The 22123-nt window shown below is 42.1% G+C and carries 25 protein-coding genes; 15 read left to right on the forward strand and 10 right to left on the reverse strand.

Annotated elements, in window-relative coordinates:
* The first annotated feature begins 175 nt into the window (after positions 1–175).
* The 12 genes from ltaE (at position 176) to DESMER_RS06875 (ending at position 10045) form a co-directional block, all read left to right on the forward strand.
* Complete coding sequence (ltaE, locus tag DESMER_RS06820) at positions 176–1216, forward strand: low-specificity L-threonine aldolase (protein ID WP_014902328.1); 1041 nt, start codon at positions 176–178, stop codon at positions 1214–1216.
* Positions 1213–1575 (forward strand): cupin domain-containing protein, encoded by a 363-nt coding sequence (locus DESMER_RS06825; protein WP_014902329.1) that lies wholly within the window; start codon positions 1213–1215, stop codon positions 1573–1575. The genes ltaE and DESMER_RS06825 overlap by 4 nt, the downstream gene beginning before the upstream one ends.
* 280 nt (positions 1576–1855) lie before the next feature.
* The gene (locus tag DESMER_RS06830; protein WP_014902330.1) at positions 1856–3118 is read left to right on the forward strand and encodes an ABC transporter substrate-binding protein; all 1263 of its coding nucleotides are present in this window, start codon (positions 1856–1858) and stop codon (positions 3116–3118) included.
* Entirely contained in the window at positions 3105–3986 is an 882-nt protein-coding gene (locus DESMER_RS06835) for an ABC transporter permease (protein WP_014902331.1), read from the forward strand. The genes DESMER_RS06830 and DESMER_RS06835 overlap by 14 nt, the downstream gene beginning before the upstream one ends.
* Entirely contained in the window at positions 3986–4810 is an 825-nt protein-coding gene (locus DESMER_RS06840; protein WP_014902332.1) for an ABC transporter permease, read from the forward strand. Before DESMER_RS06835 ends, DESMER_RS06840 begins: the two co-directional genes overlap by 1 nt.
* Before the next feature lie 123 nt (positions 4811–4933).
* Positions 4934–6016: an ABC transporter ATP-binding protein gene (locus tag DESMER_RS06845; protein WP_014902333.1), complete on the forward strand. Its 1083-nt coding sequence runs from the start codon at positions 4934–4936 to the stop codon at positions 6014–6016.
* A 16-nt stretch (positions 6017–6032) separates the two neighbouring features.
* A complete protein-coding gene (locus DESMER_RS06850; RefSeq protein ID WP_014902334.1) occupies positions 6033–6614 on the forward strand; it encodes a CDP-alcohol phosphatidyltransferase family protein in 582 nt (193 codons plus the stop codon).
* A gap of 121 nt (positions 6615–6735) precedes the next feature.
* The gene (locus DESMER_RS06855; protein ID WP_042334342.1) at positions 6736–7434 is read left to right on the forward strand and encodes a TVP38/TMEM64 family protein; all 699 of its coding nucleotides are present in this window, start codon (positions 6736–6738) and stop codon (positions 7432–7434) included.
* Complete coding sequence (locus DESMER_RS06860) at positions 7427–8383, forward strand: lysylphosphatidylglycerol synthase transmembrane domain-containing protein (RefSeq protein WP_014902336.1); 957 nt, start codon at positions 7427–7429, stop codon at positions 8381–8383. The genes DESMER_RS06855 and DESMER_RS06860 overlap by 8 nt, the downstream gene beginning before the upstream one ends.
* A 32-nt stretch (positions 8384–8415) precedes the next feature.
* Positions 8416–9120, forward strand: a complete 705-nt coding sequence (locus DESMER_RS06865) for a YdjY domain-containing protein (RefSeq protein WP_014902337.1) — start codon at positions 8416–8418, stop codon at positions 9118–9120.
* Between the two features lie 13 nt (positions 9121–9133).
* Positions 9134–9565, forward strand: a complete 432-nt coding sequence (locus tag DESMER_RS06870) for a hypothetical protein (RefSeq protein ID WP_014902338.1) — start codon at positions 9134–9136, stop codon at positions 9563–9565.
* A gap of 18 nt (positions 9566–9583) precedes the next feature.
* Positions 9584–10045: a C-GCAxxG-C-C family protein gene (locus DESMER_RS06875; RefSeq protein ID WP_014902339.1), complete on the forward strand. Its 462-nt coding sequence runs from the start codon at positions 9584–9586 to the stop codon at positions 10043–10045.
* A gap of 56 nt (positions 10046–10101) precedes the next feature.
* Here the strand turns inward: DESMER_RS06875 and DESMER_RS06880 are convergent, their stop codons facing one another.
* Positions 10102–10620 carry a rhodanese-like domain-containing protein gene (locus tag DESMER_RS06880; RefSeq protein WP_014902340.1) on the reverse strand — a complete coding sequence of 173 codons (519 nt, stop codon included), beginning with the start codon at positions 10618–10620 and terminating at the stop codon, positions 10102–10104.
* Positions 10621–10970: 350 nt separating this feature from the next.
* Between DESMER_RS06880 and DESMER_RS06885 the strand changes: the two genes are divergently transcribed.
* The gene (locus tag DESMER_RS06885; protein WP_014902341.1) at positions 10971–12719 is read left to right on the forward strand and encodes a cell wall-binding repeat-containing protein; all 1749 of its coding nucleotides are present in this window, start codon (positions 10971–10973) and stop codon (positions 12717–12719) included.
* A gap of 43 nt (positions 12720–12762) precedes the next feature.
* Here the strand turns inward: DESMER_RS06885 and DESMER_RS06890 are convergent, their stop codons facing one another.
* Entirely contained in the window at positions 12763–12948 is a 186-nt protein-coding gene (locus DESMER_RS06890) for an aspartyl-phosphate phosphatase Spo0E family protein (protein WP_014902342.1), read from the reverse strand.
* A 176-nt stretch (positions 12949–13124) separates the two neighbouring features.
* Here DESMER_RS06890 and DESMER_RS06895 point away from each other — a divergent pair, with 176 nt between their 5' ends.
* Positions 13125–13742, forward strand: a complete 618-nt coding sequence (locus tag DESMER_RS06895) for a DUF6789 family protein (protein WP_014902343.1) — start codon at positions 13125–13127, stop codon at positions 13740–13742.
* Between the two features lie 82 nt (positions 13743–13824).
* Here the strand turns inward: DESMER_RS06895 and DESMER_RS06900 are convergent, their stop codons facing one another.
* Positions 13825–14793 carry a cation diffusion facilitator family transporter gene (locus tag DESMER_RS06900; RefSeq protein WP_042334347.1) on the reverse strand — a complete coding sequence of 323 codons (969 nt, stop codon included), beginning with the start codon at positions 14791–14793 and terminating at the stop codon, positions 13825–13827.
* 129 nt (positions 14794–14922) lie between these two features.
* Between DESMER_RS06900 and DESMER_RS06905 the strand changes: the two genes are divergently transcribed.
* On the forward strand, positions 14923–15549 hold the full coding sequence (locus DESMER_RS06905; protein ID WP_014902345.1) for an SGNH/GDSL hydrolase family protein: 627 nt from the start codon (positions 14923–14925) through the stop codon (positions 15547–15549).
* Here DESMER_RS06905 and DESMER_RS06910 read toward each other — a convergent pair whose 3' ends face one another.
* The 7 genes from DESMER_RS06910 to DESMER_RS06940 all read right to left on the reverse strand — a co-directional run bounded on the left by DESMER_RS06910 (position 15550) and on the right by DESMER_RS06940 (position 21956).
* A complete protein-coding gene (locus tag DESMER_RS06910) occupies positions 15550–16203 on the reverse strand; it encodes a TVP38/TMEM64 family protein (RefSeq protein WP_014902346.1) in 654 nt (217 codons plus the stop codon).
* Between the two features lie 200 nt (positions 16204–16403).
* Complete coding sequence (locus DESMER_RS06915; protein WP_242831060.1) at positions 16404–16949, reverse strand: HD domain-containing protein; 546 nt, start codon at positions 16947–16949, stop codon at positions 16404–16406.
* A 4-nt stretch (positions 16950–16953) separates the two neighbouring features.
* A complete protein-coding gene (locus tag DESMER_RS06920) occupies positions 16954–17694 on the reverse strand; it encodes a putative ABC transporter permease (RefSeq protein WP_014902348.1) in 741 nt (246 codons plus the stop codon).
* 89 nt (positions 17695–17783) lie between these two features.
* Positions 17784–18002, reverse strand: coding sequence for a hypothetical protein (locus DESMER_RS06925; RefSeq protein ID WP_014902349.1), 219 nt, complete (start codon positions 18000–18002; stop codon positions 17784–17786).
* A 5-nt stretch (positions 18003–18007) separates the two neighbouring features.
* Entirely contained in the window at positions 18008–19108 is a 1101-nt protein-coding gene (locus DESMER_RS06930; protein ID WP_014902350.1) for a GerAB/ArcD/ProY family transporter, read from the reverse strand.
* A 6-nt stretch (positions 19109–19114) separates the two neighbouring features.
* Positions 19115–20305: a Ger(x)C family spore germination protein gene (locus DESMER_RS06935; RefSeq protein WP_014902351.1), complete on the reverse strand. Its 1191-nt coding sequence runs from the start codon at positions 20303–20305 to the stop codon at positions 19115–19117.
* A 19-nt stretch (positions 20306–20324) separates the two neighbouring features.
* Entirely contained in the window at positions 20325–21956 is a 1632-nt protein-coding gene (locus tag DESMER_RS06940) for a spore germination protein (protein ID WP_042333493.1), read from the reverse strand.
* Positions 21957–22123 lie beyond the last annotated feature (167 nt).

The raw sequence follows: 22123 nt of genomic DNA on the forward strand, positions 1-22123 counted from the left end.
CCTTACCCCATAGATTGATCAGCCAAATAAATCTATGGGGTCGTTTTTTATTTGAAGTTGGAGGCCAAGCGCTCTGCTTCCCCGGGCATTCCAGGTTTTTAATTTTAGGCAGCATTTGTAGTATAATGTCTGCAGAGATTTACTAAAGTGATGGTTCAAAAAGGAGAATGAGACAATGTGGATTGACCTTAGAAGCGATACGGTGACGCAGCCAACAAAGGAGATGCGTCAAGCAATGGCCCTGGCAGAGGTAGGGGATGATGTCTATGGTGATGACCCAACAGTAAATAAGTTGGAACTATTAGCAAGCGAGCTATTAGGAAAAGAAGCTGCGCTTTTTGTTCCATCAGGGACTTTCGGTAATCAATTGGCAATCATGTCTCATACTCAAAGAGGTGATGAGATACTGGTGGGGGAAGAATGTCATATTCTTATGCACGAAGTAGGGGCTGCGGCAGTATTGGCAGGAGTACAAACTCGTTCTTTTCCCACAGATAAGGGGCGCGCAGATCTGAAGAAGCTGGAAAAAATGATACGTAGCCAGGATATACATTTCCCCAATACAGGGCTAATCTGCCTGGAAAACGCTCATTCATCAGGAACGGCTGTCCCGTTAGATAATATGAAGGCAGTCTACCATTTGGCTAAGTCTAAGGATATTCCTGTTCATATTGATGGAGCACGTATTTTCAATGCGGCGGCTGCCCTTGGAGTAGAAGTGAAGGAGATTGCAGCTTGTGCAGATTCTATAAATGTCTGTCTATCCAAAGGTCTATGTGCACCGGTTGGATCGATTTTGGTTGGCGGCAATGACTTTATCGTTAAAGCCCGGAAAAATAGAAAACTGATGGGGGGTGGGCTTCGCCAAGCTGGCATTTTGGCAGCGGCAGGAGTCATTGCCCTAACTGAAATGACCTCAAGACTAGGCGAAGATCACAAAAATGCCCGTTATCTGGCAAATCGGCTGGAAGAAATTGAGTCCTGTCATGTTCTCCGCGATCGTTTGGATATAAATATGGTCTTCTTCACCTTGCCGGAGGTAATAATAAGTGAGTCAGCGCTTATTGCAGGTTTGAATAATAAAAAAATCAAGATAAACGGTCAGGAGGATGGTGAGTACCGCTTTGTCACTAATTATGGCGTGTCTATAGAGGACATAGACAAAGTTGTTCAAACTATAAAAGATATTATTGTTAATAAGGAGACGCGGTCATGATAGATAAAGTGGATATAAGTGAAAAAATGAGCTTGTTTAACGAGTATTGGAGCCCTAAAATTGTTGGAGAACTCAATAATTCTTATGTTAAGGTTGCGAAGCTAAAAGGAGAATTTATCTGGCATAGTCACGAGAATGAAGATGAACTGTTTTGGATTGTTAAAGGTACACTATTAATCAAATTTCGTGATAAAGATGTGCTCCTTAAAGCAGGTGAGTTCCTGATAATTCCAAAAGGCGTGGAACATTTGCCTGTGGCTGAAGAGGAAGTAGAGGTTGTTTTGATTGAACCTAAGTCAACACTGAATACGGGGGATATTATTTCCGACAGAACTGTTGAGAATCCGATTAAAATATGAGATTAAAGAAGACCTAGTAATAATCATAGTAGTCATAAGGGCGTTCCTGTCTATAAAAACAGGGACGCCTAGTTTTATTTATTGCCGGATCAATGGACATAATTATTTTAGTTTGTCATTTGCGTGTTGAAGAGGACTGAGCAAAAAAAATATTGAGACTAGGAGAACCTTCGATTATAATAAGTAAGTGTTAATTACTAAAGATAACATATTAGTGATGAATTGAGCTTCTAACTAATTCTCGTAAGGGACACAGATAAACGAAGGGCAGGTTGAAACCATGCGAAAAGTAACCACTCCTGTAATAACAATAATAGTCATAGCCATTTGTTTATTTTTGGCCGGCTGTTCTCAGGCTCAGAATAAAAGTGATCCTGCCGCTGCCGCCACTTCAACAGATCTCTTAAAGGCCAATTGGGATGAGGTGGCAAGCCAGGCTAAAGGGCAAACAGTTAACATGTATATGTGGGGTGGAAGTGAATCAATCAACCGTTACATGGATGAATGGGTTGCCCCCCGGTTAAAAGAGGATTACGAAGTTACCTTGCATCGTGCACCGGTCAATGATATTAACGACACTGTCAATAAGCTGCTTGCCGAAAAGCAGGTCAACAAAAAAGAGGGCAGTGTGGATCTGATCTGGATCAACGGTGAGAATTTTAAAAATGCTAAGGAACAGGATCTGCTCTGGGGTTCTTTCGATAAGCAGCTGCCTAATTTTAATCAATATATTGATGCTAATGCCCCGGATATAAAAGATGATTTCGGCTTACCTACGGAGGGCTTAGAAGCACCCTGGGGTAAAGCTCAATTTGTCTTTATTTATGATTCCAATAAAATAAAGACTCCTCCAACTTCCCTGGCTCAGCTCGCTGATTGGGTTAAGCAAAACCCAGGCAAGTTTACTTATCCTGCTCCTCCCGATTTTACGGGGAGCGCCTTTATACGTCAGGCCTTATATGAAACGACAGGTGGTTATCAGCAATACATGAAACCCCTGGACGCGGATAGCCTTACCCCTAAACTCTCCCCTCTCTGGAATTACCTGAACTCCATGGAGACTTCTTTATGGAGAGAAGGAAAGACTTATCCGGAAAGCTTAGCCAAACTGGATCAGCTTTATGCCAATGGCGAGGTCTGGATGACCATGGGATATGATCCGGCTAGGGCATCTAATGAGATTAAGAAGGGAACCTTCCCGGCGTCCACCCGTACCTTTGTGCTTGAAGCAGGTACACTGGCCAATACCCATTATCTATCCATCCCTTTTAACTCCACCCACCAAGCGGGGGCAATGGTGGCCATCAATTTTATGCTTTCTCCTGAAGCCCAAATTGCCAAATTCGACCCGCTTAATTGGGGGGAAGATATGTCCTTGGACCTCGAGAAACTATCTCCGGAAGACCAAAGACTAGTTTCCGAGATTGATCGAGGGATTGCTACTTTACCGGCAGGAGAATTGGCCAGTCATCGCCTCCCTGAGTTACCCAGCGCCTATGTAGATGTTCTTGACAATGGTTGGCTGGAATATGTGGCAAAATAGTAAGCCCTATTGGCTGGTTCTTCCTACGGTGAGCGTGATTGTGATCTTGTTTTTTGGCGGTCTTGTGGAAGGGTTGGCCCACAGCTTGGGATATTTTCCGGCTGCGGGTCAATTAGATTTTTCTACTCGGGCCTATCATAAATTATTAAACTCTAAGGACTTCTGGTTGTCCCTTTGGCTCACCCTAAGGATTTCCTTATTAGCCACTCTTTTCTCGGGGATTCTTGGTGTGGGAATCTCCCTTTTCTTTTTGAGAAATCAGCAGAGAAAATCAAGGATTTGCCTCTGGCTAGAGGGTTTGTTAAATCTCCCTTTAGTCATTCCGCACTTTGTGGGAGCCTATATTATTGTGCTTTTGTTCATGCAGAGTGGTTATCTGGCGCGCTTACTTTATGCCTTAGGTTTGATTCAGCAGTTTGAAGTTTTTCCTGTCTTAACCAATGACCCCAGAGGGTGGGGGATTATCTTAGCCTATACCTGGAAAGAAGCCCCATTTATAGCCTTGATGCTCTACCCGGTATTAAAAAATATATACTCTAATTGGCTGGAAGTCGCTAAAGTATATGGTGCCAAACCTTGGCAGTTTTTTATAGAAGTAGTGGTTCCCCTGCTCTTGCCGGCCTGGACTTCAAGTTGTTTCATAGTGTTTGCCTTTACCTTTTCAGCTTTTGAAGTGCCCTATTTATTGGGGGTCACCTACCCCCAGATGCTGCCGGTATTATCTTATACTCTCTATACTAATGGAGGGTGGGAACGAATGCCCGAAGCTATGGCGATCAACGTAGTTTTGACTGTTATCACGGCATTATTAGGGATCATGGCTTACAAACTCAGCCGCCGGTGGGGAATGCCGGGAGGGAGAAGTTGATGGAGAAGTTAACCATTAAAGGTCTTAGACATTACCTAGGGTTTCTGATGGGTTTGCTCCTGGCTTTTACCCTGGCGCTTCCCATTATCGCCTTACTGGTCAATAGTCTTTCCGTTGGCTGGCGCTGGCCGGATCTATTTCCCCAAGCTTTAACCAATAGGGCTTGGAGTTATGTTCTGTCATCGACTTCGGGAACTTATGCTTCCATAGGACTTAGCTTGGAAATTGCTTTAGTAGTTACAATTATTAACTTAATTCTGGGAATGCCGGGTGCCTATGCACTAGCTCGCTATAGCTTCAGAGGAAAAATGCTAGTTGAGGGAATCGTCTATGCGCCGATTATCGTTCCCGCCTTTGTTTCGACTATGGGAATTCAGCTGACTTTTCTCAGGCTAGGGTTAACCGAATCTGTTTTAGGTGTTATCTTGGCGCATTTAGCGCCGACCCTACCCTATATGGTCAGAGCCTTAATTATAAGCTTTCAGACACTGGAGCCTTCCCTGGAAGATCAGGCCAGAACCTTAGGAGCCGGTTGGTGGCAGTGTTTTTGGCAGATCAGCTTACCCCATCTTGTTCCCGGCATGGTCGCCGGAGCAAGCTTAAGTATCCTTATCTCACTAAGCCAATATCTGATTACCTTCTTGATAGGAGGTGGTCAGGTGGTAACCTTACCCTTACTCATGTTTCCGTTTATTAATGGGGGGGACTTGGCTATCGGAAGTGCTTACGCCATCCTTTTTTCAGGGATGGCTGGTCTGGCCCTTTATGTAATGAGTTGGGTGCTTAAACATTATTACGGAAAAAGACTGGATTTTCATATCTAAATAGGAATTCACACAATCAGTTCAAGCAGAACAGAAATAACAACAATAACAACAACAGTTGCACTGGAATGGTAGGAAAACCATCCACTGAGCAGGCTTATAGATAGCTTTAAGGAGCAAGACATGAATCATCTTTGTTTAAAGGGAGTCGAAAAAGGTTATTACCACTCCGACTCAGATTCTTTTGAGTTGAATATACCCCAATTGACCATCCAAGAAGGAGAGCTTTTAGCCTTGCTGGGCCCTTCCGGCTGCGGGAAGACAACTCTGCTCAAGGTGGTTGCCGGCTTGCTGGAACCGGATAGGGGGGAGGTCTTGCTTGGTGATCAAACTATCAGTAAGATCCCGACAGAAAAAAGGGGCTTGGGAATGGTTTTCCAACAAGCTTTGCTTTTCCCCCATATGAGGGTGGAGGAGAACGTTGCTTTTGGTTTGAAAATGAAAGGCATCCCTAAAGGTGTTCGACTGGAAAAGGCCAGATTGATGCTTAAAGCAGTTGGACTTTCCGGTTTTGGAGATCGCTTTCCTTCCGAGTTAAGCGGAGGGCAGCAACAGCGTGTATCTTTGGCCAGAGCAATGGTGAGCTGCCCCCAGGTGCTTTTACTGGATGAACCCTTTAGTTCCCTTGATCCGGAACTGCGGGAGGAGATGCGGGATTTGCTCAAAGGATTACAACAAGACTATAAGTTAACCACCTTGTTGGTAACCCATGATGTTAATGAAGCTTTTGTTCTGGCTGATAAGATCGGAATTATGAAGCAGGGGCGAATATTGCAAATGGATCAACCTCAGATACTCTATGAAAACCCCAATAGCCCGGAGATCGCTTTATTTTTAGGGGCTAGAAATGTTATCTATGGGCAACTATCCCAAGGGGTATTCCGAGCAGGTTCATTTAAATTAGCAGTTCCGGGAAAAGAGGAACTCTACCAACAGTCGGGTTGGATCGTGCTTCGACCCGAGAACTTGAAATTATGCTCTGTCCCGGCAAGCACTAAATCCAGTCCAACAAACAGGGATTTAATTCTGAGAGGCAGCGTCGAAAAATCTGTTTTTTCTCAAGGGTCTTATCATGTGACGGTTCAGATAGAATCACAATCAGTAAACCTTAGCTTCCCGGCAGATCAGAGTTCAAAGCCAGGTTTAGGAGAAGCTCTTGAGTTAACCTACGATCCACAGTCATTAGTTTTTATCCCGGAATACTGACCTAAAGGAGATCATTATGCTTGATACACATGCTAGAAGATATATACAGCCGATTATTGATCTGACTGCAGATTTTCTTGATCGCTTAAAGATCACGGCCAATCAGGTGACTATAGCAGCTTTTGTGATGGGGATTGCTTCAGGATTTGCCATTCTCTTGGAGCAGCCGATTTTAGCAGTTTCCTTGCTCTGGTTTTCCGGCTTCTTAGATGCTGTCGATGGTTCGATTGCCCGGAAACATAACGCTGCCAGTCCGTGGGGGACCTTAATGGATATTACCTTTGATAGACTTGTCGAGCTTTCAGTAATCTTAGGACTGGCTTGGTGTTATCCCGGAGTTCGGTTTTTGCTGCTTCTGTTAACCGCGGGAATCATTTTTTCCATGACGGTTTTTTTAACCGTTGGGGCATTGGTTGAAAAAACGGGTATTAAATCATTTTACTATCAGGCAGGACTGGCGGAGCGAACAGAAGGATTTATATTTCTTTCTCTTATGACTTTATTTCCCGGAAGGATCAATATCTTTACAAGCTTGTTCATTCTTGCTGTGACTTTTACGGCTCTGCAAAGATTGAGGGAAGCAAAGAGAATATTATAACTTTTTGCTAAGATCCCTCAATTAATCATAACAAAAATATTATTTGAATATATTATGGTCAGGTTATATAATGATGGATGTTGTGGTTAATACAAGATTAAAGGGAGGTGAAGAATTGTCAATAAATAAGAAAAAATACACAGCTCTCCTGATTGCGGTCTTATCCTTAATCTTCATTGGATTGTATTTATTAATCCCTTCCCTGTCAGAACAACTGAATAAGTCAGTAAGTCTTCTTTCCCGTGCCGACATTAATGGTATGAGAGACTATTTAAGAGGTTTTGGTATCTGGGCACCGATAGTTTCCATGGCTCTAATGGTGTTTCAAGCCCTAGCCGCTCCCTTGCCGGCATTTGTAATTACTTTCGCTAATGCCTGGATTTTCGGTTGGGTTATGGGTGCTCTTTACTCCTGGACTGGAGCAATGATCGGGGCCTCCCTTTGTTATGTCATCGCCAAAGCTTTTGGGCGACCTGTCATTGAGAGAATGGTTGGCAAAAAGAGTTTGGAAACGACGGATAAATTTTTTGAAAAGTATGGTAAGCATTCCGTCATGATTGCCCGCTTATTACCGATTGTTCCATTTGATATTATCTCTTATGCAGCAGGCTTAACAACCATGGGGTTTTGGGAGTTTTTCTGGGCCACAGGCTTGGGTCAATTGCCGGCAACTATCGTTTATTCTTGGCTGGGAGAGAATATGTCTCCCACGGCCAAATACTCACTATGGGCTCTTTGTGGGTTTATGATACTCTTAATTATTAGTCTAGCCATTAAGAAAAGGTTTGATCAAAAGCTCACAGGAGATAATCATGCTTAATAAAAACTTGAAGCTGTTGCTTAAAGTGCTCTTTTCCATAGCTCTTATAGGTTGGTTTATTAAAGCTTTTAATTGGTCTGAGATTATTCTTGTACTCTCAGGAGTTAAACTGGGCTGGCTGGCCGCCGCTGTAGGGTGGATCGTTTTGGCTATGGTCGTCAGTACAGTCAAGTGGCATGCCATAACAAAAGCACTAGGACTTAAACTCAGTTATAGAGAGTTGTGGCGCATTTATTGGGTAGGGATATTTTTTAACAATTTCCTTCCCTCCAGTATTGGTGGAGATGCGCTGCGGATACTTTGGGCAGCAAAATTGAGTGGAGACTCTCCCGGAGCCACATCTTCCGTAGTAATCGAAAGAATTTTGGCGACAACAGGGCTGGCTCTTTTAGGACTACTGGGGTGTATGTTTGTTGACAATCCCGATCAGAAGCTGATTTTCTTGTTTTGTCTGTTGATTATCCTGACTGCTGGCTTATTAGCTTTGGTAATTGGCGGGAAGGCTCCGAAATTTATCTTGGCCAGCCAAAATAAGCTTTGTCTATTCCTAGCCGGAATGACCAAGCATGGTCTGAAAGCTAAAAAGAATCCGCTTATCCTCGTCAGTGCGTTAGGATGGTCGGTAATATTTCAACTTTGTATCGTTGGCACGAACTACGCCCTGTTTCAAGGTCTTTCTCTGAACATGATCGATGTGTTTAAGTCGGTCTATGTCATCCCGGCAACCTCAGTAGCCTCTATGCTGCCTTTAGGAATCAATGGCTATGGCCTGCGCGAGGGCGCCTATGTTATGCTCTTAACACCTTTTGGAGTGCCCAAAGCGGGAGCTTTTAGTGCTTCAGTTATATTTGCTTTCTTAGTTAGCGCTTGTAGCCTTTGGGGCGGTTGGATCTGGTTTACCTCAAGAGAAAAGAAACAACTATATAAATCAGAATCCACAACAGTCTAAATTAAATTTAATAACGAGGAGAGATTTTCAAGATGAAATTCATGTCAAAAAGAACACTAAAAATGAGTAAGGTTTTATTATCCGCGGTTCTTTCAGTCGGTATTATCGCTTCCCTTAGTGGCTGTGGTTCAAATGAATCTGCAAAAAATGCTGCTACCCCCCCGGTGGATTCCTCTAGCTCTAACTTAACAGTAAGCCAAGCGAATCCGATTGTTATTGATAAAGAAGCTAAAACCGTTAAGGTATACACAGAAGTGAATGGCAAATACTTTGTTGAACCAACCCGTCATGGCGTGGTATTTAAAGATGGTTCAAACGGCTCAAAATCTGTGTTAAAAGCTTGGGGAAATCAAAACGACTTCTATAACGGCTTAGTCGATATCGGGGGCAAACCGGGAAATAATTTAAAGCTTGATTCCGTTGGAGTAGCTGTCGAAGGCCAGCCCCTGGATGTTTCTATCACCTGGGCCGGAGCCGGAAAAGAAATTCCTTTTGGAGATGCAATTATCGATTCAACTAAAAAAGATTTTGATTTCCGTTTTGGTGGCAATCAAGAAAATGCTAAGGCGAAAAACACGGGTTGTATTCTCTGCTTAGATAGTTGTCCCGTGGGTATCACCAGTAATGCTGCTCATCCTACTAAGGATTTCGACAACAAAATTGCTGAATTTAAAGGAAACCAAGAGGTTCTGCCGGCAGATGGAACGCCTGTAGTTGTGACCTTTAAGCTTAAATAGGTGAGAATACACTATGAATGTTAAACAAAGGAAATGGTTAAATGTCCTGGGCTCTGGACTGGTAGGATTTAATTTTGGGTTTGTTGCTGCACTTCTCCTGGCTCAATGGACTTGGTTGGAGCTTAGGTGTAACACGGGTTTAGCAATTCTGGTAGGAGTAGGGATCGGCTTAGGCATCGGCTTGTTTAGAACTGTCAAACACCCTTTAGTCGTAGAAGGTATTTCCCTGCTGGCTATGCTTATTTCTACGTTAGCTATCGCCGATGCTCAACTTTCAGCCCTCAAGATCCTCGCTGGGTATACCATCAGGGAAGGGCTTTTAATGCCTGATTTATCCTTGCAAGTTGCTAATATTATCTTTAGCCTCATAACTTTAGGGAGTCTTTTAGTTGCTTTTGTCCTCAATCGCAATAAACCCTTAAACTTTAATGATGGTGAGTATTAGATGATGGGGGAGAGGTCTTTGCAAGAATCTAGAGCACAGGAAAGCAGGGTACATGGACTAAGCGGGCCGGATATAGCTAGAGAGGCCATGCAGCGAGGTCTTAATTGTTGTGAATCCGTTTTAACCGCCGCTAATGAAGTATGGAATCTTAATCTAAGCTCAGACATGTTTTTTGCAGCTAAACTATTTAAAGAAGGAATGGGCAATGGCTGTACCTGTGGGGCTCTTGTGGGAATTGTTCTGGCCTCGGGAGTTATTCGAGAAAGATATGGCTTACCAGAAGATGAAGACCTGGCTAAACGGTTACACTCAAGTTTTAAACAAGAGTACAAGTCTTCTTGTTGTGCTGTATTGCGAAAAAAACAATCGTTTTTTGATCGAATCAGCAAAAAGGGATGCATCCGTGTCACCGAAGGTGCAACTGCCATACTCGTTAAAGAGTGGGAAAACTTGCATCCATTAAAAGAAAAAATAACTTAATATTTATACCAGAAAGAAATACCTCCCGAGGCTTAGCCACGGGAGGTATTTGTTATTTACTTGGCAACGTCATATTTAGCTTCTTGCCAGGTAGTGATGCCACCGGGTAGTCTATATACCTCGTTAAAGCCCTGTTGTTTAGCGAGAACTGCTCCTACGTCGCTTCTGGCACAAGCAACGTATCCACAGTATACAACAACGGTTTTACTCTTATCTTCTCCCAGCAGCTTGATAAAAGCTGCTTTTTGCTCATCGGTTGCATCTGCAAGTGTGGTCTTAGGAAGCTCGGCATTGACGGCCCCGGGGATATGTCCTTTCGCAAAGCTGTCCGCAGGCATGGTATCAATAATTATCAAAGCTTTCTTTTCATTAACCCATTTGTTCAAGTCCTCAGTAGAAACAAGTTTATAGCCGCCGGCTTGAGTATCTTTCATGAACTTCATAGTAGCTTTTTCAATAGCGATTTCACTTCCATCAGGTGCCGTGCCTACCTTGCTGGCAGTTGGGGAGCATCCTGTAAAAGCAAAGATTGAGAGAATAAGTACAATCATTAACCCAAGGGATTTCCGTTTCATCAAATAACCTCCTCTTTTTTTGACAAGTCTCTTTCCTAGTACATTATACATAAGGTGTAAACAAATTCCAATATGTTATTCAATATTTATTATGAATTTACATAACTAATAATGAATAAATAAGTTGCTTTCTTCCACATAACTGAGCCTGACGACTTCACTTCTGTTTTTTTATATAAAATGTTTCGGCTAGATTTCATACGGAAGCTATTGTTTGACCACGTGTTTCGAAATTCGTTCTAATTGGACACTGTTATTAATTAAAAGTTAATAATACTGTGCTCCTTTCGACACACTTCACTACTTCAACATGAGATAATTAGCGAGACCAGAATTGAAGGAGGTATTGAATGAGCAAAAAGATAGTTGCCTTGATCCTTATTTTATGCAGCTGTATTATGTTTGGCAGACCGGGATATGCAGTTGCAATTGAGCAGGATTCAGGCGCTGAAGAATCAGAAAGAGCCGAAGTGGACAGGCTGTCTGGGCTAACAAAATTTGAGACTGCTAAGATAATCTCTGAATATTATTGCAGTGGTAAAGCTAAGAACGTAATACTCTCAACGGGCAATGATTTTGCAGATGCATTATCTGCAAGTGTCTTAGCTCACGAGAAGGAGGCCCCTATACTCTTAGTTGATTATGCAGTGGAAAACTCGAAAGATGCTTTTGATTTCTGCACAGAACATCTTGATAAAAGCGGTACGGTTTATATTATTGGTGGTACCGGAATTATAGGGGAAGAATTCGAAGCTAAACTTAGCGAACTTGGATTTACGAAGGTGATCAGAATTGCTGGACTGGACAGATATGATACATCTTATCAGATTGCCTGTTCTCTTAATAAGGTAATGTCCACAGTAGTTATAACCTCCGGCGAACAATATGCCGATGCCTTAAGTATATCTAGCTTTGCGGCAAATAAAGGATGGCCGATTCTCTTATCCCCCCATGGTGAACTGCCTCAAGAGATAAAGACATTCCTGCAAGAAAAAAAACCTTTGCAAGTATACATAGCTGGGGGAGCAGGGGTGATCTCTGATAATGTTAAATCGGAAATAGAAAGTGTCCTGCCCCAAGCGAGTATCCAACGATTGATGGGAGAAACTAGGTTTGATACAAATGTGGCTATTGCAGAAACCTTCGCACCAAATCCATCAACCATCTACCTAGCAACTGGGTACGGGTTTGCCGATGCTCTAGCTGGGAGTATCGTAGCAGCCAAGTCGGGAAATCCTATTATATTTATCGACCCTTCAGTCCCCACACTGCCTAGATCAACTGCGAGTTACTTTGCGAAACTTTATGCAAATATCCAAAACCCCAGGCTGGTCTCTTTTGGCGGCAGCGGAGTTGTAAAGGATGAGATAATAAAAAGTTCAAGAGACTTGATTTGGGGTGCTGCCAGAGAGACGAGTATCTATTCTATAGATGATATTTCTGCTGCCGTTACTCAAAAGGAAGAGTATTCTTTGCCAACTACCCTTCAAGCAAGGTTATACAACAGTGAAGTTATTGAGGTGCCTGTTCAGTGGAATCCTAACTTCGTGGATACTGGCAAAATAGGATTGCTAATCTATGAAGGAATTGTTGATGGTTATAGTAAAAACATTAAACTTAATTTTACGGTCAAAGAACCGGTGTCAATCCCAATAGCCCAATACACTACTTATTTTGATGCCGCTCATCTAAATCGGACAGAGAACCTTCGCCTCGCTGCCAAGGCTCTTGATGGTAAACTACTAGCTCCCGGAGAACGTTTTTCTTTTAACGAAAGTGTCGGTGAGCGGACAGTCCAAGCGGGTTATAAAGAGGCTATGGTTATCGTGGGAGATGCTTTTGTTCCAGGGCTTGGGGGCGGAGTATGCCAAGTTTCTTCGACACTATATAATGCTGTTACTCTAGCCAATTTGCAAATTATTGAAAGGCACCCTCATTCTCTACCCGTCGATTATGTTCCTCCTGGTCATGATGCAACTGTTAGTTATCCAATCCTTGATTTAAAGTTTAGAAACAATAGAAAGGTTCCTATTCTGATTCGCAGTATCGTTGCTGAAAATACCCTAACCTTTCAACTCTATGAAAAGAGCGAAAAATAATGCAAATCGGCCGTAAAATACGGCCGATTTGCTGTGTTTAAGATTATCCGGTTTTTGCCTCTCCCCTAGCTATTCTATAGTATTTATTTAGTTCTTCATCGAGATCCTGACTTAACTTAATAACGGAGGGATCGGAGATGCTTTTACCTTGCCTCACAGTGTAGCATAGTTCTTTACGCAGATCCTCAATAGTCGCCAGTAAAATCTTCAGATCTTTTGATATTTTCATCCCCTCCTCTTTTAAGGAGATAATAGCAGAAATTGGATGTGGAAAGTGTGACTCAAATCTCAATTTAGCTGTGTTAATTTCATCAAAGTTGTTGGAATATATTAACTAATCCCTTTCAAATAGTTTTCAGCTATTTAGCAAAAGCTAAGCGTAAAGTATTGAAAGGAGCAAGTAAAATGAAAGTACTTGATAATCTTAATAGGGTTGCAAGGTATATGAATGTTAGCAGAAATATGAAAGATTCTATCCCTGTTGGTTTCTTAAGTGGTCTGGTGGGAACACTTGCTATGGATCTTAGCAACATAATCTTTAAGAAATCCGGGGTCAGCGAAAAGACCTATGCTCAATATGCCGGATCTGTCATGATAAGTCCTTTTAGACTATTATTTAAGGAAAATCGAATTTTAGGGCAGATCCTCCACTTGATTACAGGCTCAATTATGGGTATTCCCTTATTTACTGTTCTGAAAAAAACCGGAAAGGATAATTATCTTTTCAAAGGTGCCATATATGGTACATTTACTTGGGAACTTCTCTATTCATTTGGGCTAAGGTATAGAGTTTTCAGAACAAAGGCCTATTCTACGAGAACCCACATGACTACATTAATTGACAACCTGGTATATGGCTTTTCCTCTGCGGCAACTATGGTTTTTTTAACAGATAAGTCAGTTTTCCCACATGCCAGCAAAAAGCAAATGGAGACACGACAAATAAGTGAATTATCCCAGAGCAGCATTGATCCCAGGGATGAATTTTTAGATGATTATAGTGATGAAGTAAGACTTCATTAATGGTTTGCGCTCCTTCAGCCAGTTTGTTGGGAGTGGAAGCAGAACTAATGAAATCAGATACCTCAAACTGAGGTATCTGATTTTATTTAGCCGATATCTTTTGCCAATCTCGAACCCCAGTGTCCTCAATGATTCCTAAGGTAACATCTGTAACATCCTCGGAACTTAACAGTAAATCTCGTATTTTTAGCTTAATATCATCTGCTTGGGCCAGGGTTAAGCCAGGTACTAATTCAACGTAGCTTTCGACATGATAAAAACGTCCCTCCTGGAGGATGCGCATTTTATTAATATCCGTTACTTCCGGAACAGAAAAGATAATCTGAGATACTTTGTCTTCTACTTCTTTTGGAGCGGATACTCCAATGAGTCCGACCATATTGTCGTAGCCAACTCGGAAGGCCACGCCCCCCATCATCAGTCCAATGATAATGGCTGCAATACCATCCAGGACTTTAATTGGAGTAAAGTGGGAGACAAGAATTGCCGCTAAGGCCAGTATGGCCCCGGATGTGGCGACCAGGTCTTCATAAAAAACCAGACGAGTTGCAGGAGAGGCACGATTGACGCCTTTAAGGGCATTGGCGATTATGCCGAATCCCTTTCCTTCAGCTCGAGTTTCTTTAAGAATCTCATGCATTGCTTTAAATAAGACATATCCATCGATGGCGATTGAAACTCCCAGACTAAGAACAATAAGCCATAGGCCCCCAATGGACACTGGGTTACGAATCAAACGAACTCCTTCAAGAATGGTTTCGTAGGCCAGGATAGTAATGATAATTACCGCACCCATACAAAATACATTAATGACCCGGCCGAAACCGGATGGAAAGCGGGTAGTCGGCTTGCGCTCGGCTAAAATACTGCCGATAAATACAAATAATTGGTTAACTGCGTCTGCCCCCGTATGCATCGCTTCGGCAAACATCGCCCCACTGCCGCTTAAGAAGGCAGCTATTCCTTTGAAAACTACCAAGAAGAGGTTGCCTAATACAGCGTATAGAGAGGAGGCGTTTCCCTTTTTAATGAGTTCCAAAAACTTCTTCATATAATCCTCACCATTCATTGCTTTTCGCATTATCTTCCCATAAAGTTCAAAGGTTTATTCTTAAAGTCGTGACAGAGAAGAATAAGCGAACATACCCTATTAATAATTCGATTCTAAGTATTGAAAGCGGTGATCTTATTGAAGTTATATCTGGCTTTAGGGGATTCAATAACGGCTGGGTATGGAGTTGAAAGTCCCTTTTCTTTCCCTATGGTATACGCTAGTTTCCTGCGCAGGCATAATCCGAACTTAAAACTTCTTAATTTTGGCATAAATGGTCTGACAACAAGTGGTTTGCTTAACCAATTGCGTACTAATCAGAACCTGAGAACATCGATTAGGCATGCCTTCTTAATTACACTAACTATCGGCTCTAACGATCTGCTCCGGCTTATTGGTAATCCCAATCAACCTATAAAGACATCTCAGCTGCCCATTATTCAGAGAACTATGAGCAGAACTCTTATGCAAATCGGACAAGAACTTCGGAGTCTCAATCCATATGCAATTATAAAAGTAGCGACTCTCTATAATCCCTTGCCAGCAGGCCCCTATGCCAATTATTACTCTCTTGTCCAAGGAATCATCGACACTGCCAATGCTATGATTGTGATGTGGGCAAAAAGTTATGGATTTATTGTTGTGAATTTAGATCGTGAGATTAAGGGCAAGGAACTGTTATTTATTAGCAGAGATCATGCCCATCCCAATGCGGCAGGTTATCAGATGATTGCTAAAGCCTTTGCAAGGTACTAATTATTCCGAAGTATCTTCTTTAAAACGATTAGCAGAGAAATAGAAATAGAGGCTGGCTAATCCAAAAATTAGAACGCCAATCAATATGGCTAACAAAAAACGGCTGGGGTTTTTAGATATCTGCCAAAAGTCATGACCAATCCATGATTCCCAAACAATCATAGGAATTTTTCCGAGAACCGAGGCAAGAAAAAACCTTGGAAAAGTCATTAAGGATAATCCTGCAGCATAGTTGACTGCAGCTGAGGGTAGAATGGGAATTAGTCGGGATATTAGGATAATGGAAAAGCTATTTCCTTCAATTAAGTTAGCCCATTTCCCTAGCTTCGCAATTTTAGGCTGGGCCCATTCTTGTCCTAGATTGCGGGATAAATAGAAACCCAGTGAGGCTCCCAGCAAACTTCCGACCAGAGAGAGGAGAAAACCGTTAACCCAACCAAAAATGAGGGTGTTCCCCCCCGCGATTAAGGCAAAGGGAGTTATAGGAAAGAGGGCCAGAAGCATTAAGATGAATAGGTCAACAAAGATACTAACCCATCCCCATTGGGTAACAAGCATCTGAAAAGCAGAGGGATTCTGGAGTTCAGGATACAGTAAAACGACAAAGGTTAAGGAGACTGCCAGAGTAAAGAATGAAAAAAATTTCTTGGTCAAGACTTCACCTTCCTTAAACCAAACGGCATGCTATCAAAGGCATGCCGTAATTATACTAATCTGAAAGCATAACGTTTCGGTGCATACTGCAAAAAGGCTAATTCGTGCGAAGACAGCGTCTTCGTGGAGCAGCCGAGTTTCTACCCACTAATAATAATTGGACTAAGTAAATGCTGTTGGCAATTTTTTTGCACTCTACGCTAATGGGGCCTCGTAGGTGACGTTTTCAGGCGAAGGAGCTTACCATGTTTGATAAGGTGAAGAGAGGTGTATCTCTCAGAGGGGGGGAGTTGCCTCTTGAATTTACAGCGAAATTCTTGAATAGAGGCTATCTTATCAGCGAACATAACCAGAAAAGCTTCTTTACTGCGGGGTAGGCGGAGAGTAAGGGGCCACATATGACTTAAAATGATGTCCTTTTCCTTATCACTGAGTTCGAAACACCGTTCTGCATTCTGACAGGCAATTCTTGGATGACGAAAACCATGCCATCTGGATCCATCCGGTCTGAGTTTATGCCAATCGTACAAGAAGAAGTCGTGAAGGAGGGCTCCCCGAGTGACAGCACAGGTATCCAGATTTACTTTGTCTTCCAGTCGGATAGACCAATTATAGGCTATTTGGGCAACCCGGAGAGAATGTTCAAGAGTAGTAAAAGGCCTATGATGGGTGAATTGCCCTAACTGTTGATATTCCTCATGGTTTAAAATGTCTTCCACCTGCTTAGATAGACTCAATGACTTCACCTTCCTAGTCAAGTGAGTGAGTATTGTTTTCACTATCTGGGTTGTAGAATTTATTGCGCTGAAGCTTTAGAAAGTGTTCCATGGCTTCTTGCTTAGCATAGAGTAAGGCCATCTTCTCATGTAAAGTGTGACGCATTTTTGGATAGGTATGCAGTAGTCGATAAAAGGGAGAGCAGGCAATATGGAAGGTTGGTAATTCCAATCGTTCATAACGTTCTTGAAAGGCGGTAACAAAGTGCTCTAAACGGCGTAATAACAAAGAAGAGTGAATTAAATCCCAAATCACATAGACAGACATGATTAGAGCAAAAGCAGTACGAACCGGAAAAGGGGTGAGTTGAATTTGCAGTTGAACCGTCGGATTAATGATATGATAAAACACAAGTCCTAATCCCCCCCAGATCAAACTGAAAGGAAGGGCAATTCGTCCCTGTAAATTAAAAGGAATAGAGTGATAATCCCAGAGTTGCAAGTGATAGAAACGCTCGAAGAACCAACCGGCTACATATTCCAGCAAGGTCGATAAAAAGACAAACCATAGAAATTGTAGAGGTAAGGAGACGCCGCTTATCAGTTCAGAAGTCCAAATTACCAAAGTAGAAAAGAATCCATAAATGGGGAGAAAAGGGCCGCTCAGAAATCCGGGATTTACGAGCCTGCGTTGGTTGGAGGAACGATATAGAGTTTCCATAACCCAGCCTGCAAAGGCATAAATAGAAAAAGTCAGGATAAAATCCGTTAACATACAGATCTTAACCCCCCTGCATTTGATTATGTATAGTTTATCGTATATTAGTAGGGTTGGCAAAATTATATATGGATAAAGGAGATATCCTAACGATAGTTTATGTGCAGGATATCCTCAACAAGATAATCAACTCCTATGGCAGGGCTAGGAATTTGAAATCCTAATGTTTGCAACAGAGCCAGCATAAAAGTTAAGGAGAAGAGGACTGAAAATACCACTAATTCTCGCCAATATTTGTTTCTAATTAAATTCGGGACTTCATAGAGGACAACCCCTAAAAAAGCAGATATTAATAATAAAAGCATGGCAGTTAATTCCTTCCGTTATTTTGGGGTAGTTTTCTTAGTTTCGCTACAATTAAAGACATAAAAGGAAGAACAAGATAAAAATGTAAGCTAACGATGGGTGTATTATACATGATTGAATAGCTTAATTGCATTTTTGATTGATAGGATATAAGAGCTAAAACAATGCTCAGGACACCAATTATTACAACCAGAGGCTGATAGGTGCGGAGTTTTGTCATCTGGGCTATACTCAAAACCGTCGCATAATAAAAAATACACGATAATACAAATAATAATAGGATTTGAGCCATTGCCACGAATATTTCCAGCCTAGTTAATATCTTACCGATATTAATCAAGCGTACTGATTCCATTGAAGGAGAAGTCACTACTGGACTAAGAGGGCCGAGTGTTGCTATGTTGCGTATGGTACCTAATACTAATATAAGTCCCGCACTAATCATTCCTAAGAGAATTGGTTTCTTGGCCTTGCGTTTTTCATCTACTGAGGGAAGAATCATCAAAAAGACAAATACTTGAGAAAATGAAATATGGGTGATTATATGTGTGCTCTGAATCAAATCTCCTATAGGTATCTCCAAAATTGGTAAGAAATTTGTAAACTTCATATCTTTTAAAAGCATGGCAAAGGTTATGAAGACAATTATTGCCGGGATAAAAGCAATCACTACAGACATTCTGGCGATTACTTCAATTCCTTGCCGTACTGCCCAAGCACAGATGAAAGCAAACATGATCATAATGAAGCTCATGGGAGTTTCCGGCATAATAAAGGTCAGGACGAAATCGCCAATAAACCAAAGATATCCGGACAAGGTTATTAGAAAGAAAAGGCTGTATTGTAAAGAGATAAACTTACCCAGATAGGAACCGTAAATAAGATCGTTAATTTGGACAAAGTTCTTGCCGGGAAATAAATTGGCAAGTGAAATATAGACTAAAGCTATTACGGTACCGATAATCATAGCCGCTATCACTGCCAACCAGGTATCGTGCTTAGAAATTGGGTAAGCAAAGGTCAAAGGCAAGAGTGCCCCTTGTATAAAACAATTAACCAAGAAGAACAATTGAAGGCTGGATATTACTCCTTTTTCAAGTCTCATTAAGGTCTATTGCTCCTTTTCTGGTGTTGCAGGTCGCCCGATCAATCCGGATCTGCGTATTTTGGCTTGGACAGTAATTTCTACATCAAGATTGGAGTAGATTTCATCCCAATCATCTTTCATCTGTGTCCACTCCTTCAGGTGTCTTTGGTGGAATATATCCCCAAATCCAAAGATATCTGCTTTAAGCTTTTGGGACTTTTTCAAAGCTGATTCTACTTCGTCGAGGATAGCCTTTTCTGCTTGCTTGGTCAACTTTTCAGCGGCATCAGGGGCTACTAAGTTTGCATCGCAAGATTGATCGCCAATATTGCCTTCTTCTTCGATTTCAATTGTGATCGAGGGCTTACTGTCAATTATTTGAGAGGTGATTTTGCCTTTAGAGCGGATGATTTCTAAACTCGCTATTCCTTGGCAGTCGGGACACCTGACCTTAATGATTCCACTCTTTACCTTATTTATTGCCCATAACAGTCCTCGAGTTTCTTCCTTGGTAAGTTGACCAATCAATTTGTCCTTTTTAAAGACAGCAGTACCTTCCACAGACAACTCGCTGTTAGCCCCTTGGCCCTCTATTTTTATAATAGGTGCGATAGGAGCTGTTGTGGGGCTCATTAAACGGGTGACAAACTCGTTAAGTTGCGTGACACATGTTTGCGAGTTTGCGGACTGCGATTCCATTAATTCTGATATACCCACTGCAGGGATTTTTTCCAGCTTTGGTTGAAAATCTAGGATTTCGCTTGCTTTGTCTTGGGCGACAAGCATATACACCTCCAGACGAGTTTCCTGATCCCGGACAAAGAAATCCAGGTATTCTTGGATGCCTTGTTCGGCCAGAGAATGCCCAAAGATTATCACCTGATTATGAGGCCAGTATAATTTACGGCTTGATTTATGGGTAAAACCTCTAATTGTTGCAAACATACCTTCTCCCGTGTTTTGCAGATTCCAATACGCTCTGGAGTCTCCGCTTCCTCCGCCACCCCCCTCCCCAGTACCCCCAGAATTGAGCTCGGAAGTTTTGATCAGTTGGGCCGTGACCTCTAATTTACCGGAATCCTCGTTCTTATCCAGCCCAGCCCCCATGACAATTCCTAGATTGGGCAATTCACGACGATTCCAACAGCCGGTAGTACCTAAAGAAAGAATTAAGATTGTTGTCAGTAGGGCTGCCGCTTTCTTTACGCTTTTCATCACTACTCCTAAATTATAATTATTCAGATTGACTTTCTTTTTCCGAGGGAGGACTGGGTTTTAGACGAAAATCCTTGCGCTGAGTATCTTCACTGCCCATAAAGCTGGGACGAGTTATCATTGCCCATAAAGGTGCTCTGATAAAGGAATCTTTTAAATCGGCAGCACTAAGGGGAGCTATCGGGGAAAGAAATGGAGTGCCAAAGGATCTCAAAGATGTTAGATGAATGAAGAGCCCGATAAGACCGATGATAATACCAAAACCACCGGAAAACCCAGCCAGGGTGACAAAGACTATCCGCAATATTCCACCGGAGTCTGTTTGAGCCGGCACGACAAAACTAGCGACGGCAGTTAAGGCTACTACAATAACCATAGGTGCTCCGATTAAGCCTGCGGTTACCGCAGACTGGCCAATAACCAGAGCGCCGACAATACTTACTGCTTGCCCCACAGGTCGAGGCAATCTAACCCCTGCTTCTCTAAGAATCTCAAATACAACGCCCATACCTACGGCTTCCACAATTGCCGGAAAAGGTACGCCTTCCTGAGCCGAGGCCATACTAAATAGCAGTGGGGTTGGAATTAACTCTTGATGATAGGTAGTTAAGGCTACATAAGTAGCCGGTGCTAGGATACTAATCAGATAAGCCATAAATCTAATTAAGCGAATGAAGCTGACGAAATAAGGTCTGGAGTAATAATCTTCAGCGCTTTGAAAGTTTTCAAATAAAAGCAAGGGAACAGTAAGCACAAAAGGAGTACCATCTACAAAAATTGCAGCTCTCCCTTCCAGAATTTTAGCCGCCACAGAGTCGGGTTTTTCTGTGTTGCCCACGGTAGAAAAAATTGAGAAAGGAGCGTCTTCAATGAATTGCTCAATATAACCCGACTCTAAGATCGAATCGGTTTTAATGTTGTTAAGTCTGCGCTTGATTTCTTCAATGAGTGAGGGGTTGGCAAGGCCTTTTATATAAGCAATACAAACACTTGTCTTGGTTCGTTGACCTATCTTCATAGTTTCTAGGATTAAATCCGGGTTTTTTATTTTGCGCCTTAATAAGGTAGTGTTCGTTAAGATATTTTCAATAAAACCCTCCCGGGGTCCGCGAACGACAGATTCAGTTTTTGGCTCGTCCACACTGCGGGCTTTCCAGTCGGCTGTCATTATTAATAAGGCCTCAGGGCACCCATCAACTAATAGAATACTTGTACCAGCCATACAATTATCAACGAGATCGTTAATGGAATTGGATTTGCTTACTTCTCCCACTGAAAGCATGGTGGTTCTGATAATTTCGATAATATCAAGTTTTGATGCAAGTGTGGTCTTGTCCAACTGTGATTCAAACATTAAGGGCTTAAGGATACTGTCATTAACTATTTTTGGATCTGTCATCCCTGTAAGATATAGCAATGCCGCATCGACTTGTTTTGGCAGATTAATCGTGAACTCTCTGATGACAACATCATAATTATTACCTAGGGATTCTCTGAAAAGATCCAGGTTGTTTTTAAGACTTGCGGAAAGGTGACTGGTGGTGCTTTTTTCGTCTTTGTCTTTAGAAGCTGTAGAGTTACTTTGGCTCAATTTATAGTTTTGTCCAAGCAGCTTCAGATATTTCAGTCTGCTAAGCAGATAACTGAGCATAACCCCCATCCCTTTCCATACTAGTCAGAAAGTGGTACAGTGCAGTACATACTTTCTGGAAGTTTCTTTCTCACAGATTCAAGGGCCTATGATTCTGAGAAGCCAACTCAGTTGCCTAAGCCCTTAGTTAATATTAACCATTATATCCAAACTTATTTATGGCTTGG

Source organism: Desulfosporosinus meridiei DSM 13257 (assembly GCF_000231385.2).
Taxonomy (GTDB): Bacteria; Bacillota; Desulfitobacteriia; order Desulfitobacteriales; family Desulfitobacteriaceae; genus Desulfosporosinus; species Desulfosporosinus meridiei.